This is a genomic window from Pseudomonas mandelii (genome assembly GCF_024138395.1).
GTDB classification, from domain to species: domain Bacteria; phylum Pseudomonadota; class Gammaproteobacteria; order Pseudomonadales; family Pseudomonadaceae; genus Aquipseudomonas; species Aquipseudomonas mandelii_E.
The window spans coordinates 632,586-649,781 of the sequence record NZ_JAMYDU010000002.1; the positions used below are offsets into that span (position 1 = coordinate 632,586).

Annotated in this window: 11 protein-coding genes; 8 read left to right on the plus strand and 3 right to left on the minus strand. The window is 60.1% G+C overall.

From position 1 onward, the window contains the following. Window positions 1–3 precede the first annotated feature (3 nt). From dgcB to NHU87_RS06320, 7 genes are all read left to right on the plus strand, one after another. A complete protein-coding gene (gene dgcB, locus NHU87_RS06290; protein ID WP_123719625.1) occupies window positions 4–1,953 on the plus strand; it encodes a dimethylglycine demethylation protein DgcB in 1,950 nt (649 codons plus the stop codon). After that, complete coding sequence (etfA, locus tag NHU87_RS06295) at window positions 1,953–3,173, plus strand: electron transfer flavoprotein subunit alpha (protein ID WP_253546610.1); 1,221 nt, start codon at window positions 1,953–1,955, stop codon at window positions 3,171–3,173. The genes dgcB and etfA overlap by 1 nt, the downstream gene beginning before the upstream one ends. A gap of 15 nt (window positions 3,174–3,188) precedes the next feature. Continuing rightward, window positions 3,189–3,959 (plus strand): electron transfer flavoprotein subunit beta, encoded by a 771-nt coding sequence (gene etfB / locus NHU87_RS06300; protein ID WP_253546611.1) that lies wholly within the window; start codon window positions 3,189–3,191, stop codon window positions 3,957–3,959. A 21-nt stretch (window positions 3,960–3,980) separates the two neighbouring features. Next, window positions 3,981–4,547 carry a GNAT family N-acetyltransferase gene (locus NHU87_RS06305; RefSeq protein ID WP_253546613.1) on the plus strand — a complete coding sequence of 189 codons (567 nt, stop codon included), beginning with the start codon at window positions 3,981–3,983 and terminating at the stop codon, window positions 4,545–4,547. A gap of 1,129 nt (window positions 4,548–5,676) precedes the next feature. Continuing rightward, window positions 5,677–9,135, plus strand: a complete 3,459-nt coding sequence (locus NHU87_RS06310) for an alpha/beta fold hydrolase (RefSeq protein ID WP_253546615.1) — start codon at window positions 5,677–5,679, stop codon at window positions 9,133–9,135. A 140-nt stretch (window positions 9,136–9,275) separates the two neighbouring features. Further along, window positions 9,276–11,144: a hypothetical protein gene (locus NHU87_RS06315; RefSeq protein WP_253546616.1), complete on the plus strand. Its 1,869-nt coding sequence runs from the start codon at window positions 9,276–9,278 to the stop codon at window positions 11,142–11,144. Between the two features lie 26 nt (window positions 11,145–11,170). Further along, the gene (locus tag NHU87_RS06320; RefSeq protein WP_253546618.1) at window positions 11,171–12,418 is read left to right on the plus strand and encodes a metallophosphoesterase family protein; all 1,248 of its coding nucleotides are present in this window, start codon (window positions 11,171–11,173) and stop codon (window positions 12,416–12,418) included. 136 nt (window positions 12,419–12,554) lie between these two features. Here the strand turns inward: NHU87_RS06320 and gbcA are convergent, their stop codons facing one another. Beyond that, window positions 12,555–13,850 (minus strand): glycine-betaine demethylase subunit GbcA, encoded by a 1,296-nt coding sequence (gbcA, locus tag NHU87_RS06325; RefSeq protein WP_030128547.1) that lies wholly within the window; start codon window positions 13,848–13,850, stop codon window positions 12,555–12,557. A 282-nt stretch (window positions 13,851–14,132) separates the two neighbouring features. Between gbcA and gbcB the strand changes: the two genes are divergently transcribed. After that, window positions 14,133–15,233: a glycine-betaine demethylase subunit GbcB gene (gbcB, locus tag NHU87_RS06330; RefSeq protein ID WP_253546620.1), complete on the plus strand. Its 1,101-nt coding sequence runs from the start codon at window positions 14,133–14,135 to the stop codon at window positions 15,231–15,233. Between the two features lie 122 nt (window positions 15,234–15,355). Here the strand turns inward: gbcB and NHU87_RS06335 are convergent, their stop codons facing one another. Together NHU87_RS06335 and NHU87_RS06340 are read right to left on the minus strand one after the other, a co-directional pair. Beyond that, window positions 15,356–16,180, minus strand: a complete 825-nt coding sequence (locus tag NHU87_RS06335) for an SDR family oxidoreductase (protein WP_253546623.1) — start codon at window positions 16,178–16,180, stop codon at window positions 15,356–15,358. 227 nt (window positions 16,181–16,407) lie between these two features. Then, complete coding sequence (locus NHU87_RS06340) at window positions 16,408–16,941, minus strand: REP-associated tyrosine transposase (protein ID WP_253546625.1); 534 nt, start codon at window positions 16,939–16,941, stop codon at window positions 16,408–16,410. Window positions 16,942–17,196 lie beyond the last annotated feature (255 nt).

Genomic DNA, 17,196 nt, shown 5'->3' on the forward strand with positions numbered 1-17,196 from the left:
CACATGTTGAACACCCTTCTTCCAATCCTGTTGTTCGCTGCCCTGGGCCTGGCTGTCCTGGGCGCGTTGCGGCGGGTGGCTATGTGGCGTCAGGGCCGGGCTTCGAAAGTCGACCTGATCGGCGGTCTGTTCGCCATGCCCAAACGCTACATGGTCGATTTGCACCACGTCGTCGCGCGGGACAAATACATCGCCAACACCCACGTCGCCACGGCCGGTGGTGCGGTGGCGTCCATTGTGCTGGCGATTCTGGTTCATGGTTTTGGCCTGCATAACCGCATCCTCGGTTATGCACTGCTGCTGATGTCGGCGGTGATGTTTGTCGGCGCGATCTTTATGTTCCTGCGCCGTCGCAACCCACCGGCCCGCTTGTCCAAAGGCCCGTGGATGCGCTTGCCGAAAAGCCTGATGGCGTTCTCGGCATCGTTCTTCCTGCTGACCCTGCCGGTAGCGGGCATCCTTCCGGAAAACTTCGGTGGTTGGGTGGTGGCTGCGATCCTCGGCGTCGGCGTGCTTTGGGGCGTGTCGGAACTGTTCTTCGGCATGACGTGGGGCGGGCCGATGAAGCACGCCTTCGCCGGTGCCTTGCACCTGGCCTGGCACCGTCGCGCCGAGCGTTTTGGTGGCGGCCGTTCCACCGGTTTGAAGCCGTTGGATCTGAATGACCCGAATGCGCCGCTGGGCGTGGAAAAACCCAAGGATTTCACCTGGAACCAACTGCTCGGCTTCGACGCCTGCGTGCAGTGCGGTAAATGCGAAGCGGCGTGCCCGGCATTCGCTGCCGGCCAGCCGCTGAACCCGAAAAAACTGATTCAGGACATGGTCGTTGGCCTGGCTGGCGGTACTGACGCCAAATTCGCCGGCAGCCCGTATCCAGGCAAAGCCATCGGTGAACACAGTGGCAATCCGCATCAACCGATCGTCAACGGTCTGGTGGACGCTGAAACCTTGTGGTCCTGCACCACTTGCCGTGCCTGCGTCGAGGAATGCCCGATGATGATCGAGCACGTCGACGCCATCGTCGACATGCGCCGCCATCTGACCCTGGAAAAAGGCGCGACCCCGAACAAGGGCGCCGAAGTCCTGGAAAACCTGATCGCCACCGACAACCCAGGCGGCTTCGCGCCGGGCGGGCGGATGAACTGGGCGGCGGATTTGAATCTGAACCTGCTCAGCGAGAAGAAATCCACCGACGTGCTGTTCTGGGTCGGCGACGGAGCCTTCGACATGCGCAACCAGCGCACCCTGCGTGCCTTCGTCAAAGTGCTGAAAGCGGCCAAGGTCGACTTCGCGGTGCTGGGTCTTGAAGAGCGCGACAGCGGCGACGTGGCACGACGCTTGGGCGACGAAGCGACTTTCCAGTTGTTGGCCAAACGCAACATCCAGACCCTGGCCAAATACAGCTTCAATCGCATCGTCACCTGCGACCCGCACAGTTTCCACGTGCTGAAAAACGAGTACGGCGCCTTCGACGGCAACTACCTCGTGCAGCACCACAGCACTTACATGGCTGAGATCATCGGCGAAGGCGCCCTGAACCTCGGCCAGCACAAAGGCAGCAGCGTGACCTATCACGACCCGTGCTACCTCGGTCGCTACAACGGCGAATACGAGGCGCCGCGTGAAGTGCTGCGCGCCCTGGGCATCGAGATCAAGGAAATGCAACGCTCCGGTTTCCGTTCACGCTGCTGCGGCGGCGGTGGCGGTGCGCCGATCACCGACATTCCCGGCAAGCAGCGGATCCCCGACATGCGCATGGAAGACATCCGCGAAACCGGCGCCGAACTGGTGGCCGTGGGTTGTCCACAGTGCACCGCGATGCTCGAAGGTGTGGTCGAACCGCGTCCAATGATCAAGGACATCGCCGAACTGGTGGCGGATGCGTTGCTCGAAGACGCAACGCCGGGAAAGCCATCGGCACCGGCCAAACGTGAACCTGCGGAGGTGCATTGATGAGCGACATTATCCGCCGCGACCCACGCGCCGAATGGATCGCCCGCAACCGCTTGCACCCGCTGCACGCGGCCATGCAACCGGCGCAACACAGCTGGATGGGGCCTAACGGCCTCATCCGCAAGAATCCTCATGGTGTCGGTTTTATCGGCCCCAACGGCATCAAGCGAATCGACCGCAGCGGCGCTCAGCAGGGCGGGGCGACCAAACGTTCGGCCGCGGTTGAAGTGCAATTGCCGCTGCATCAAGTGCCTGCACCCGCGTTTTACATCAGCGTGGTGCCGGACATGGTTGGCGGCCGCTTGAGCAGCCACGACCGCGACTTGCTCGGTCTGGCCCATCAGTTGGCCGGCAAGGACGGCGCGGTACTGGCCGTGGTCTTCGGTGAGCACAAGGAAAACGCCTTCGCTACAGCTGGCGTGGATCGCTTGCTGGTGCTTGAAGGCGACGAATTCAGCGGTTATGCACCGGAGCAACGAGTCCAGGGGCTGCGAGCTGTGGATAACCAGTTCAGCCCGCGTCACTGGTTGCTGCCGGACAGCCGTAGCGGTGGTGGTGAACTGGGTCGACGCTTTGCCGCCGCGCTGGGCGAACGCCCGGCCACGCGGGTCTGGCAGGTCAAGGATCAGGAGTGCATCGGCCGCGCCGGTGCTGGTCTGCAAGACCTTGCGCGGCCGGTCGCACGCTTGATTCTGGCCGCCGCCGAATGCGCCGAACCGGTCAGCGAAACCCGTCACGAAGCCTTGCCGGTGGAGTTATCCACAGCGGTCGCCCGCAGCCTGTCGCGCATCGAGGATTTGGGCGCGGTGGCGGTGGACCCTGCGGCGATTCCGATGGCCGAAGCAGAGTTCATCTTCTCGGGCGGCAACGGGGTCAAGGACTGGGGACTTTTCCACAGGACGGCCGAGGCGTTGGGTGCGACCGAAGGTGCGTCGCGAGTGGCGGTGGACGATGGTTTCATGGCCCGTGACCGTCAGGTCGGTGCGTCCGGTACTTGGGTCACGGCACGGGTTTACGTGGCGGTGGGTATCTCCGGGGCGATCCAGCACCTGCAAGGCATCGGTGCCTGCGACAAGGTGGTGGCGATCAACCTCGATCCTGGCTGCGACATGATCAAACGGGCCGACCTGTCGGTGATCGGTGAGAGCGCGGAGATTCTTCAAGCCTTGATCGATGCGGTAGCGGCTTACCGCAATGAAGCCAAGCGCGATGCGGCTTAAGGAAAGGAAAGGGTTATGAGCACGAAAATCATCAGCCTGGTGTCCATTGGCGCCCACCCGACCTCTGGCCGGCCACGCCGCGCCGAGCAGGATGCGCGGGCGGTTGAACTGGGTTTGCAACTGGCTGGGGATAACCTGCAAGTGCTGCATGCGGGCGACGTCGCAGAACCGGCGCTGCGCGCTTATCTGGGCATGGGCCTGGAACAACTGCATGTGCTGGAACAACCGGAAGGTGCTGATGCGCTGCCGGCGTTGACCGCGTATTTGCGTGATGCCGGGGCACAGGTGGTGTTGACCGGCAGTCAGGCGGAAACCGGTGAAGGCTCGGGCATGTTGCCGTTCCTGTTGGCGGAAAGCCTTGGCTGGCCGCTGGTGGTGGGGTTGGCGCAGGTCGAATCCATCGACGGCGGTTCGGCGCTGGTGCTGCAAGCCTTGCCTCGCGGTCAGCGTCGGCGCTTGAAAGTGCGCCTGCCGTTTCTGGCGACTGTGGATCACGCAGCGCCCAAGCCTCGGCAGAGTGCTTATGGTCCAGCGCGGCGCGGCGTGTTGCAGGCGGATGAAGTCGAGGTGATCGACGATGAACTGCTGGCGCTGGCCACGCTGCAACCGGCCAAGCCACGGCCCAAACGCTTGAAAGTGATTAAGGCCAAGAGTGGTGCAGACCGCATGAAAGCCGCGACAGCCAAGGCCAGTGGCGGAGGCGGGCAGGTGCTCAAGGGCGTCACCGCGCAGGCGGGCGCCGAAGCCATTCTCAAGTTGCTGATTGAAGAAGGTGTGGTTCGCTAACGGTCCTGTGGAGTCCGGTAAATGGCAGTTGAGTTTCGTTCTGCCCTGCGCGCGGATGCGCGGGAGATTGCTCGCTTGTTTCAGATTTCATCAGAAGGCGCGGCCGATTACATCTGGAGCCAACTGGCGCAGCCCGGCCAGGACCTGCTGGAGGTCGGTGCCAGTCGTTACGCGCGTGAAGACGTCGATTTCTCTTATCAGAACTGCCTGATCGCGCAGGCCGAGGGAAAGGTCATCGGCATGCTGCACAGCTATGCGATGCGCCACGATCCTCTGGCCGCTCCCGTGACCGATCCGGTCCTGGCGCCGTATGCCACGATGGAAATCCCCGACACCCTTTATATTTCAAGCCTGGCTCTGCATGAGGGCTGGCGTAATCAGGGGTTGGGCAAACAATTCCTCGCTTACGCCTATGACCGTGCCAACCGATTGGGGCTCAACGGCTTGAGCCTGATCGACTACGCGGCGAACACCGGCGCCCGGCGGTTTTATGAGCGCCATGGCTTCCGGATCGTCGATACCTGCCAGATTACGCCCCACCCAATGATTCGGGTCATGGGGGAAGCCTATTTGATGTATCGGCCTTAAGGCCTGACCCAATTCATGCGGGCTTGCTCGCGAAAGCGACGGGGCAGTCGACATCAATGTTGAATGTCAGTCAGCCTTCGCGGGCAAGCCCGCTCCCACAGGGGGCAGTGTCGATCACAGATTGTGTGCACAACCAACAATCCACCGGGGTTACCCACAATCCCTGTTAGCGCTTCTGTGGATAACATGTTCGCGCCTCGCTACACCCCATGCCCATCAAGCCCTCCAGCCTTCCGTTCAATAAACAACCAATGTAAGCCCCGGTTTTTTCGAGCTTTTTCCACCGAACAACTTCACTCGCAAGCTGATACTTGCCCCCAATCTCTGTTGGCGCTTCTGTGGATAAGATGTTTGCTGTCCACTACACGCCATGTAAACCGTGGCTTTCAGTGAGCTGATCAAATAACGTTCAATTCAACGTTTTCCGTCACTAATCCTTCCGCAAACCCTGAATTCTCGCGGCTTTCAGCGGTTTTCCACAGAACCTGCAAAGTTGCCCCCAAAGTCTGTTGGCGCTTCTGTGGATAAGGTGTTTGCCATCCTCTACACGCCATATAAACCGTGCCCTACAGAGTTCTGATCAAAAAACGATCAATGTATTCATAAAACCCTGCTTCCGGATAAGTCACGGTTTTTCTTCAGTTTTTGTGAATAAATTTGCCCCGGTATCCACAGTTGTCCCCATTAGCTGTGGGTGGAGATGTGGATAACTTGTTCGCTAAACCCTGCAAGCCCCGGCCGATATAGGCTGGAACGCGATAGATCAGATTTCATACAGTTCTAAGGCACTTCCTTGACTTCGATCTGTCGCCTGTCTTCACTCTCAGGGCACAAGGACAGCCGTCACTTATCCACATCTGGTTCAGGGAGAACGCGGATGGATAGCCAGCCACATCGCTCACACCCAAGCCCCTGCGTGACCTGTGTACCGACACCCGCGACCTTGCTGCGCAAACGGATTCACCGTCGCGCCACCAATCAGCGTGCTCGCCTATAGCGCCTGAAGCCTTGCCCCATCCCCTGACGCCGCTGCCATTGAGGCCCGACCGTGCCCGCTGACCAGGCGTTTGTTCGTCTATCGATTGCAGGCAACCACAGAGTTGCCCATCTGCCTGAGAGGAAATGACCCATGACACGGATCGCCACGCCCATCAGCGACATCAAGGAACATTACGACGTGATCGTCATCGGCTCCGGCTACGGCGGCGGGATCGCGGCGTCGCGTCTGTCCCGGGCCGGCAAGCGAGTGTGCCTGCTGGAGCGGGGCCGGGAAATCCAGCCCGGCGAGTACCCCAATACGATGCTGGCGGCCACCGAAGAGCTGCAAGTCCATGACCCGGACGGACACATCGGTTCGCGCACCGGGCTGTTCGACCTGCACGTCAATGCCCAGCAGAACGTGGTGGTCGGTTGCGGCCTGGGCGGCACGTCGCTGATCAACGCCAACGTCGCCCTGGAGCCGGAGCCCGGCGTGTTCGACGATCCGCGCTGGCCGCTGGCGGTGCGTGAACACCGCGACACGTTGCTCAAGGATGGGTACGCCCGGGCTCGGGAGATGCTCAAGCCCAATCCTTACCCAGGCACTTCGCCGGTGTTGCCGAAACTGGAAGCCAACAAAAAGTCCGCGGATTACCTCAAGCAAGGGGCGCATTTCTACAAGCCACCGATCAACGTGACCTTCGACAAACTGCCGAACAACCTCAACCACGTCGGTGTCGAGCAACTGCCGTGCAACCATTGTGGCGACTGCGTGTCGGGCTGTAACAACAAGGCCAAGAACACCACGCTGATGAATTACCTGCCGGATGCCTGGAACCACGGCGCGGAGATTTTCTGCCAGGCCGAGGTGCGGCATCTGGAGCGGGACGCCGACGGCGATGGCTGGATCGTGCATTTCCAATACCTGGACAGCGGCCGCGAAAAGTTCTCGGCACCGACGCTATTCGTTAAGGCTGATGTCGTCGTGGTTTCGGCCGGCACTCTGGGTTCCACCGAAATCCTCCTGCGTTCTCGGGACAAAGGTCTGTCCACGTCCAATCAGCTCGGCGAGAACATGAGCGGCAACGGCGACATTCTCGGCTTTGGCCACAACTGCGACCAAGCGATCAACGGCATCGGTTTCGGCGCGCATCCGGCCAATGAAATGAAACCGGTCGGCCCGTGCATCACCTCGATCATCGACATGCGCACCGAAGGCGACTGGCGCAGCCGCATGGTCATCGAAGAAGGCTCGATCCCCGGCGCGCTCGGCCGGCCGATGGTGCCGAGCATGGCCGCGTTCGCCGGGTTGATCGGCAAGCCCACCGATGACAGCTTCAGCGGCAAGCTCAAGTACGCAGCGCGCGAATCCGAAAGCTTCCTGCGCGGCCCGTATCACGGCGCCCTGCACAACATGCAGACTTACCTGATCATGAGCCACGACGACGGCAAGGGCCGCATGGTGCTCGACAGCAAGGATCAGCTGCGCATCGACTGGCCGGGCGTTGGCGAGCAGGAAAACGTCAAACTCGGTAACGAGCGGCTGCACCAGAGCACCAAGGCATTAGGCGGGATCTGGGTCGAGAACCCGATCTGGACCGAGCTGCTCAAACACAGCATCGTTTCCGTCCACCCGTTGGGCGGCTGCGTGATGGGCGAGGACGCGGAGCAGGGCGTGGTCAACCACAAGGGCCAGGTGTTCAGCAGCGCCAGTGGCACCAATGTCTATGCCGGGTTGTACGTGACCGACGGCGCGGTGATTCCGACTTCACTGGCGGTCAATCCGCTGCTGACCATCTCCGCCGTGAGCGAGCGCAACATGGGTCTGCTGGCGGCCGATCGCGGTTGGCACATCGACTACACGCTGCCTTCGGCGCCGCGCAAACAGGTGGCTCCGCCGACGCTCGGCGTGCAGTTCACCGAAACCATGAAGGGCTATTTCTCCAAAGATTTCACCCAGCCTCAAGGCACCGATCTCAAACTTTACGAGGCGGCGGCCACACGCGGCGAGTCAGAGAACTCGCCGATCCAGTTCACCCTGACCATCACCGCCAACGATCTCAACCGCATGATCAAGGAGCCGCAACACGCCGCGACGCTGGTCGGCACGCTCAATGCGCCGGGCCTGTCGCCGGAACCGCTGACCGCCAGCAATGGCGTGTTCAACCTGTTCGAGGAGTATCAGGAACAAGTCGGCGTGCGGCACATGAATTACGACATGAAACTGACCGCCGAGGACGGCAGCGATTATTACTTCAGCGCGTTCAAAACCGTGCCCGAAGACAACGGCGTGCTGAACGTTTGGCACGACACCAGCACCCTCTACGTGACGCTGTATCGCGGGGCGGACAAGACCGGTGAGGTGATAGGTTCGGGTGTAATGCACATCCATCCAGTCGATTTCGCCAAGCAGATGACCACCATGAAGGTGCTCAATGCCCGCAACGAACGCGAGCGTATCGATGGGCTGGCGCGGTTCGGCAAGTTCTTCGCCGGCATTTTGTGGGAGAGCTACGGCGGAGTGTTCGCGGGTGACATCTACTTCAATCCTGACGCACCGCCGCGGCAGAAACGCCCATTGGATGCGCCGATTCCGCGCGTGCAGTTCTTCCAGACCGAAGACAACGTACAGCTACGCCTGACCCGCTATCAGGGCGGCAGCAAAGGGCCGGTGATGCTGGTCCACGGTTTGGGCGTGGGCTCGAATATTTTCTCCACCGACACCATCCAGACCAACCTGCTGGAGTACCTGTGCAAGCACGAGTACGACGTCTGGCTGCTGGATTTGCGGGTGAGCATTCTGTTGCCCGCGAGCAAGAAGGAATGGAACGGCGACCAGATTGCGCAGTACGACTTCAAGGCCGCCATCGAGCAGATCCAGCAGACAACCAAAGCCGCGGACGTGCAATGCGTGGTGCATTGCTACGGCGCGACGACGTTCTTCATGTCGTTGCTGGCCGGGTTGCAGGGCGTGCGTTCGGTGGTCTGTTCGCAGATTGCCGCGGACACGGTGGTCGCCACGGCAACCGGGCTCAAGGCCGGCCTGCACCTTCCGGGGATGCTCGACGCCATCGGCATCAAATCCCTCACCGCGTATGCCGACAACAAGGAGAGCTGGTTCAACAAGCTCTACGACAAGGCTCTCAATGGGTATGCCCGCATCGAGGCTCAGGGCTACTGCACCAACCCGGTGTGCCATCGCATCACCTTCATGTACGCATCGTTGTACCGCCACGACACACTCAACGAGACCCTGCATGACAACCTGCATGAGCTGTTTGGCGAATCGAACATGCAGACCTTCGAGCACTTGGCGTTGATCCTGCGCAAAGGTCATCTGGTGGACTTCAAGGGCCAGGACGTCTACATGCCGCACTTCGACCGGCTGACCATGCCGATCTGCTTCATCAGCGGCGAAGACAACCAGTGCTACCTGCCGGAAAGCACGCTCAAGACCTATGAGCGTGTGTGCAAAGCCCATGGACCGGAGCGCTACAGCCGGCATGTGGTGCCGGGTTACGGGCATATCGACTGCATGTTCGGTAAGAATGCGGTGCTCGATGTGTACCCGATCATCCTGCAACACCTGGAGAAAACGGCCCTCGGCTAGTCGTTAGACCGAGTTGGATTCTTCGCGGGCAAGCCTCACTCCTACAGGTTTTGCGCTGCTTTTGTAGGAGCGAGGCTTGCCCGCGAAGGCGATCTATCAGGCGCTGCACCTCGCGGGTCACGCACAAGGAAATGGATGCCATGGACAGTTACATCCGCTGGTTTCAACGCTTCATCTGGATAGGCATTGTGATGAACATGGTCTTCGCGATTCCGGCGCTGTTTGCGCCGGCATTGCTGACCTCGATGCTCGGGATGCCGCCGCAGCTCTCCGATCCGTGGCTGGAAAACGCCGGCATGCTGCTGGTGGGGATCAGTCTTTTCTACATGCCGTCAGGCTTCAACGCACCCAAATACGTGGTGCATTCGTGGCTGTGCGTGTTGTCGCGCCTGGTCGCCGTGGCGTTCTGGATCTACTTGATCAACACCAGCAACCAGGCTCAGGTATTCGTGCCGATGCTGCTGGGCGATCTGAGCATGTTCCTGATCCTCGGGATTCTGCTGTACCTGGGTAGCGCACCGGCCAATCGGCCTTTTGCATTACTGCGCGACGGTTGGCATGAGTGGCGCGCAGCCTGGGCGCGCCGCTGGCAGCGGCACAGCTTCAAGGTCGCTACGCTGGTCGTGGTGCTGGCGCTGGGATTCATCGGTTACGAAACCTGGTACCAGATGCTACGGGTGGTTCCGGAAGAGCAATACGTCTCCGATGAAGATCACTACAAATACGGCGCCATCGGCTTGGGCATCGAGGCGCGGATTCCCTATTACCTGTTCGCCGTGTTGCCGCAGATGTGCCCGGATAAACTGCCAAAACCCGGCGGCTATGAAGTCTTCGGTTTCCTCTACGAGAATGGCAAGGACCTGCCGATCGGCATGGCCAAGCGGCAGATCGGCTACCCGACCGTGGAGCCCAACTGCGCCTTGTGTCACACCGGTTCCTACCGGGCCAATACCAGCAACGTCGCTATCCCGGTGGCCACCGCGCCAGCCAATACCCTGCAACTGCAAGCCTTCCAGTGGTTCGCCTACAGTTGTGCCAGCGACCCGACATTCACCCCTGACGCGGTGATGACGGCGATCAACAGCAAGTTTCAGCTCGGGTTCTTCGAGCGCTTGTACAACCGCTACGTGATCATTCCGATGGCCACCAGCGCGCTGGTCAAACAGAAACAGGCCTACGCCTGGCAACGCCTGCGCGCACCACAAGGGCCGGGGCGCACCGACACTTTCAACCCGACGAAAATGGTGGTGTTCGGCTTCCCGGATGACTCAACCATCGGCACCGTCGACTTGCCGCAAGTCTGGAATCAGAAGCCTCGGGAGTCGCTGTACCTGCACTGGGACGGCAACAACAACGACATCCATGAGCGCAACTACGCGGCCGCCATGGCTGTGGGCGCAACGCCCGAGTCAGTGTTGCCGGCCAGTTTCAACCGGGTAACCAACTGGCTGCTGGGCCACAAAGCACCGGCATGGCCGTTCGCGCTGGATAAGGCCAAGGTCGCACAGGGCAAGCCGGTCTGGGAAAACAACTGCGCCGGTTGCCATGATTTCGGCCGCACCGACACCGGTCAGGTCACCACCAACATTGAGGAGTTGGGCACCGATCCCCATCGGCTGAACTCGTTCACCAATGGTTTAGTGACGGCGTTCCATGGCTTCAAGAAATCACCGTTCGACTTTGGCGCCTATCGCAAGACCCAGAGCTACAGCAACACGCCCACCGACGGCGTCTGGTTGCGCGCGCCGTACTTGCACAACGGTTCGGTGCCGACCCTGTGGGACTTGCTGCAGCCACCGGAAAAGAGACCGATAGTGTTCTTTACCGGCTCCGATGTGTACGACCAGGACAAAGTCGGCTTCGTCACCAGTGGCCAGCAAATGAAGGCCTCGGCGGACTTCAAATACGACACCCGCCTGGAGGGCAACCACAACGGCGGCCATCTGTACGGCACGCAACTGTCGGAACTCGATAAGCGGGCGCTCATCGAGTTCATGAAAACCCTGTAATTCCACTACGGATGGAGGAACGCGACATGTCATTGGTCAGTCATTGGGAACACGAGTACGACAAGGTCAAGCTGCGCTTTCACGGCTTGTTCACTCGCCTGGAAATGGCTTGGAAGAAGCTCGTCAGCGAGCTTGAACCCAAGGAGTACGAAGCCATCGTCGCGCTGTTGCAACGGGGTCACGATCAAGCGCATTACGTACTCAAGAACGGCGATTTGCCAGACGATCAGCCGAGTGTGCCGTGGGAACTGGCCCACGGCTTGTCGATCCTGCACATCGGCAACGCGACGCCCTTGCCGCAATCGGAGGACGAACTTCAAACCCGGGTACTCAAGGATGGCAGCCTGCTCGGTTGTCGCAAATGGGAACTGCTGGATCTGCTGTGGAGCGAGGCGCTGCTCAAGTGGATCGAGAACCTGCGGCATCACGCGCCGTTCGCAACCAACCCGGCGCTGATGCGCATGGACAGTGACGTAACCCTGGCCATCGCCGGCGACTGGGGCACCGGGCCGTTCGACAGCCATGCGCCGGCGGTGTCGGTGGCCAATCAGATGCAACTGGCCCAGGCCGATTTCACCGTGCACCTGGGGGACGTGTATTACGCCGGCACCCACTCCCAGGAAGACGTCGACATGGTCGGCTGGCCCATGGGCAAGCACGGCTCGTTCACCCTCAACTCCAACCACGAGATGTACAGCGGCGCCCATGGCTATTTCAAGGAACTGGCCAAGCGTTTTCCGGCGCAGCAGGGCACCAGTTATTTCGCGTTGTACAACGATGACTGGCTGGTAATCGGCCTCGACACGGCTTATGCCTCGGACCCGATTAATCTGTATATGGACGGCGCGCTGAACAAGGAGCAGATCGACTGGATGAAAGGGCTGCCTCCGCGCAAGAAAATCATGGTGCTCAGTCATCACCAGGGCTTCGACATTTCGGGGCACAACAAGACGGCGCTGTATCAACCGGTGTGCGATGCCTTGGGCCGTGAGCCGGATTACTGGTATTGGGGGCATTTGCACAACGGCATCTGCTACGCCGCTCAAGGCGGGTTGCATGCGCGTTGCGCCGGGCATGGGGCGATTCCCTACGGCAATGCCAGCGAGCTGAACGGGCATGCGCGGGTGCTGTGGTCGGAAACGCAAAATGCGCGGGATGAGGCGTACCCGGATCGGGTACTGAACGGTTATGTGAAAGTGCGGCTGGTGGGGGAGAACATCGAAGAGACGTTTATTGGGGAGGATGGGTCGGTGCGGTGGTCTTCAGGCCATTGATCGTTCCCACGCTCTGCGTGGGAATGCAGCCAGGGACGCTCTGCGTCCCAGGTGCCGAACGCAGAGCGTCCGTTGAGGCATTCCCACGCGGAGCGTGGGAACGATCAATCAACGCCTGCTCGCGATGCTTTTGCTCTTAGCCTTGAACCGGAACCCCTTTGAGGTACGGCGCAGGCTCGGCCCCGAGGTTGTTCAGCAACCGCTCGCTGTACCAGTCCACGAAGTTCACCACGCCAAATTCATAGGTCTTGGAGTAAGGCCCTGGCTGGTACGCGGTGGAGTTGATCCCGCGCTGGTTTTCTTCGGCCAGGCGACGGTCCTGGTCGTTGGTTGCATCCCAGACCTGGCGCATGCGCTCCACGTCATAGTCCACGCCTTCCACCGCGTCCTTGTGGACGATCCACTTGGTGGTGACCATGGTTTCCTGAGCGCTGATCGGCCACACGGTGAACACGATGATGTGGTCGCCCATGCAGTGGTTCCACGAGTGCGGCAGGTGCAGGATGCGCATCGAGCCCAGGTCCGGGTTCTGGATCCGGCCCATGAGTTTTTTGCAGCCTTGCTTGCCGTCGATCGTCATCGACACGGTGCCCTTGAGCAGCGGCATGCGCACGATGCGGTTACGCAGGCCGAAACTGGCGTGGGCGTAAGGAATCTTCTCGGCTTCCCAGGCAGCGGCCGAAGCAGCGACGTGGTCCTTGAAGGCCTGATCGGCGCGCGGGTCGGTAACGTCGTCCCATTCCAGCAGGGTTTTCAACAGTTCCGGGTGCGACGCGTTGCAGTGGTAGCACTCGCGGTTGTTTTCCAGCACCAGTTTCCAGTTGGCCTTTTCGAACAAGGTGGTCTGGATCGCCACCTTGGTGTTCTCCATGTCGTACGGTTCCATGTAATGGTTCAGCGTCGACAAGAAGTCATCAATCGCCGGCGGGTTTTCCGACAGGCTGATGAAGATGTAACCACCGGCGGTCTTCACGTTCACCGGTTTTAGGCCGTACTGCTTCATGTCGAAGTCAGCGCCCATTTCGGTGCCGGCGAACAGCAGGCGACCGTCCAGCTCATACGTCCACTGGTGGTAGTGGCAGACCAGTTTGGCGACTTTGCCTTTTTCACTGGTGCACAGACGTGAACCGCGGTGACGGCAGACGTTGTGGAACGCATGGACCACGCCGTCGGCACCACGAATCACGATGATCGGGTTCTTGCCGACTTGCAGAGTCAGGTAGTTGCCCTTGGTCGGGATTTCGCAGGTCATGCCGGCGATCAACCACTCTTTCTGGAAGATTTCCTGCATATCGATATCAAACAGCCGCTCGTCAGAGTAAAACGGCTGCGGCAGCGAGAACGTGCGCTCGCGCTCTTGCAGCATCTGCGCGGTGGCCTTGCGTGCGGGTTCCAGCGGATCGCCCAGGCTCAGGGTAGTGGTGACGTCCATCGTTTAATCCTCAAGGCCATTCTGTGTGGCCGGCGAATAGTGGCTACGGTTGTGCGACGCAAGACAAAAAACAGCAGTTATCTGTTGAGGCGAGTGTGGGGCCGGCGCTCGCCAGAACCTTATCCATGGGCGACATGGCCCAATCTGTTCCCGACGCGCAACCCCCAGTAATTGGGGGCTGGTCGCGATAAGTATGTGAATGTCGCAGATAGGTAAATGGGAGGTTCGCGCTATACGCAGAATCGCCAACATGAAGGCCGACAGTCGGCCGTGGAGATCAGCATGTCCAACAGCTTCCTGAACCCGGTAACCACCCAGACCTGGGCCAATGGTCGACACATTGTCCGTTGCGTCAAAGTCATCCAGGAAACCTGGGATGTGCGCACCTTCTGCTTTATGGCCGACCAGCCAATCCTGTTCTTTTTCAAGCCCGGGCAGTTCGTCACCCTGGAGCTGGAAATCGACGGCGTGCCGATCATGCGCTCCTACACCATTTCCAGCTCGCCGTCGGTGCCGTACAGCTTTTCGGTGACCATCAAGCGCGTGCCGGGGGGCAAGGTCTCCAACTGGCTGCACGATACTCTGCATGAAGGCCAGGAGCTGGCGGTGCACGGGCCGGTCGGGCTGTTCAACGCCATGGATTTCACCGCGCCGAAAGTGCTGTACCTCAGCGGTGGCGTCGGCATCACGCCGGTCATGTCGATGGCTCGCTGGTTCTACGACACCAACGGCAACGTCGACATGGTGTTTATCCACAGCGCCCGTTCGCCCAAGGACATCATTTATCACCGCGAGCTGGAACACATGGCGTCGCGGATCGACAACTTCAGCCTGCACCTGATCTGCGAGAAACATGGTCTGGGCGAGCCGTGGGCCGGTTATCGCGGTTACCTGAACCACAAGATGCTCGAATTGATGGCGCCGGACTTCCTTGAGCGTGAAGTCTTCTGCTGCGGCCCGACCCCATACATGAACGCGGTCAAGCGCATGCTCGAGGCGGCGGGCTTCGACATGACGCGTTATCACGAGGAATCCTTTGGCGCGACGCCGCCGGAAGCCCGTGCCGATGCGGTGGAACAAGCCGAAATCGCAGCAGATGCACCAGAGGTCGACGTTGCAGATCTGCATCAAGTGGAATTCACCGCGTCCGGCAAGAGCATTCGCGTGGCGCCGGGCGAAACCGTGCATGCGGCGGCGGCCAAGCTTGGCTTGCTGATTCCGAAGGCCTGCGGGATGGGAATCTGCGGGACATGCAAGGTGATGAAGCTTGGCGGTGAAGTCGAAATGGACCACAACGGCGGGATTACCGAGGAAGACGAAGCTGAAGGATTCATCCTGTCGTGCTGCAGCGTGCCGAAGGGGGATGTGCGGATCGAGTTCTAATAACCACCATGGGACCCTGTGGGAGCGAGCTTGCTCGCGATGACGGAATCAGATCCAGCATCAATGTTGGCTGATTCCACTGCTATCGCGAGCAAGCTCGCTCCGCACAGGAATGGTGTTTTTCAGTCGATAAACAGGTCGGGCATCAGCTTGTCGTTGCTGTCCGGCTCAAAGCGGTAATGATCAAATTCAGTAATCCCCTGCTCGCTCAAAATCTCCTCATCAATCAGCAAGCGCCCGGTAATGCTGCGGCCACTGCTATCCAGAATCGCGTAAGCAGCATCCGCCATAATCGCCGGCGTGCGCGCATGCTTGAACGACTCGCGTGACCCCAGCTGAAACTCGATGGCGGCAGTGGCAATCATGGTCTGCGGCCACAGGGAATTGACGCTGATGCCGTAGGAAGCGAATTCCTCGCTCATGCCCAGGGTCAGCATGCTCATACCGTATTTGGTCACCGTATAGGGGCTGTATTGGGCAAACCACTTGGTGGCCAGGTTCAGCGGTGGTGAGAGGTTGAGGATGTGGCCGGCGGTTTTTTTCAGATAGGGCAGGGCAGCCTGGCTGCACAGCAGCACGGCGCGGGTGTTGATCTGATGCATCAGGTCGAAGCGCTTGAGTTCGATGTGTTGCACCCCGGTCAGCTTGATCGCCCCGGCATTGTTGATCAGCGCATCAATGCCGCCGAAATGCTCAGAGGCGTCGACCATGGCCTGGCGCACGGCCATTTCATCACGCACATCCACCTGCAAGGCCAACGCCTTGCCGCCTGCGGCTTCAACTTCCGCCGCCACGCTGAAGATGGTGCCGGGCAGCTTGGGGTGGGGGGCGGCGCTTTTAGCGGCAATCACAATGTTGGCCCCGTCCTTTGCTGCCCGCAGCGCAATCTCACGCCCGATGCCACGGCTGGCGCCAGTGATGAACAGGGTTTTGCCTTGTAATGACATGCGTACGCTCCTGATTGGGGTGATCGATACGGATCGAAACGGCTCGCCAGTCAATGTAGACCAACTCTCCAGCCGCCACTGATCGTTCCCACGCTCTGCGTGGGAATGCCTCTCGGGACGCTCCGCGTTCCTGCCTCACCGCTGGCGCACGCCCAGCACCGCAATGACGCAGAGCGTCACGGGCTGCATTCCCACGCAGAGCGTGGGAACGATCAGGTGGGGGACCCTCAGTACCAGCGCTGAACTTCGATCAGCCCCTCCATCCCTGCATAATTCCTCGCACTGGAATAGCGCCAGTGCTCAGGTAAATCCACGTACCCACGCTTCACCGGGTTGTAGTGGATGTAATCCAGCTTCTGGCGCATCACCGTTTCGCTGTACACCATTTCCGCGTGCGAACCTTCCTGCCATAGCTGATAAACCCGATCCTGCTTATGTGCCCGTTTGCTGAAGCGCAGTCGTTGCAATGCGCGCTCTGCGCCTTTGTTTTGCAGATCATCGATGATTTGGCGGGCGGTGAAGGATTTGAACTGGCTGAGGCATTTGCTCAGGTCTGGAGCCTGCGCAACGAAATGCAGATGGTTTTCCAGGATTACATAGCCGTACAGCTGCAGGTTCTGGTGGGTTTGTTGGTGACTCCAACAGTTGAGCAGGTGGTCGACAATGTAGGGGCGGATAAACAGCGGAAGCCATTCCATGAGGGTGCAGGTCAGGAAATGGGGTTTGTCGGGTTCGGTAATGGCGTAGCGGCTTCGACCCATGGATGCATTCCTTTGCGAGGGAATGACTAGCGTGAGCGGAGTATTGCAGGGGTGCTAGCAGACAGTGCCGCACAGAGAGTGGGAAATAGCGACGCGCCCTAATGATCATTCCCACGCTCCGCGTGGGAATGCAGCCCGTGACGCTCTGCGTCACAACGGTGTTGGACATTGCGTCAGCGGTGAGGCAGGAACGCGGAGCGTCCCGAGAGGCATTCCCACGCAGAGCGTGGGAACGATCAGTTGGGTGGAGCTTCA

Bases quoted from the DNA above. Each gene is read 5' to 3' on its own strand.
- NHU87_RS06335 (WP_253546623.1), bottom strand. From the start codon at position 16,180: ATGTCATTACAAGGCAAAACCCTGTTCATCACTGGCGCCAGCCGTGGC.
- etfA (WP_253546610.1), top strand. From the start codon at position 1,953: ATGAGCGACATTATCCGCCGCGACCCACGCGCCGAATGGATCGCCCGC.
- NHU87_RS06315 (WP_253546616.1), top strand. From the start codon at position 9,276: ATGGACAGTTACATCCGCTGGTTTCAACGCTTCATCTGGATAGGCATT.
- NHU87_RS06305 (WP_253546613.1), top strand. From the start codon at position 3,981: ATGGCAGTTGAGTTTCGTTCTGCCCTGCGCGCGGATGCGCGGGAGATT.
- NHU87_RS06320 (WP_253546618.1), top strand. From the start codon at position 11,171: ATGTCATTGGTCAGTCATTGGGAACACGAGTACGACAAGGTCAAGCTG.
- NHU87_RS06340 (WP_253546625.1), bottom strand. From the start codon at position 16,941: ATGGGTCGAAGCCGCTACGCCATTACCGAACCCGACAAACCCCATTTC.
- gbcB (WP_253546620.1), top strand. From the start codon at position 14,133: ATGTCCAACAGCTTCCTGAACCCGGTAACCACCCAGACCTGGGCCAAT.
- dgcB (WP_123719625.1), top strand. From the start codon at position 4: ATGTTGAACACCCTTCTTCCAATCCTGTTGTTCGCTGCCCTGGGCCTG.
- NHU87_RS06310 (WP_253546615.1), top strand. From the start codon at position 5,677: ATGACACGGATCGCCACGCCCATCAGCGACATCAAGGAACATTACGAC.
- etfB (WP_253546611.1), top strand. From the start codon at position 3,189: ATGAGCACGAAAATCATCAGCCTGGTGTCCATTGGCGCCCACCCGACC.
- gbcA (WP_030128547.1), bottom strand. From the start codon at position 13,850: ATGGACGTCACCACTACCCTGAGCCTGGGCGATCCGCTGGAACCCGCA.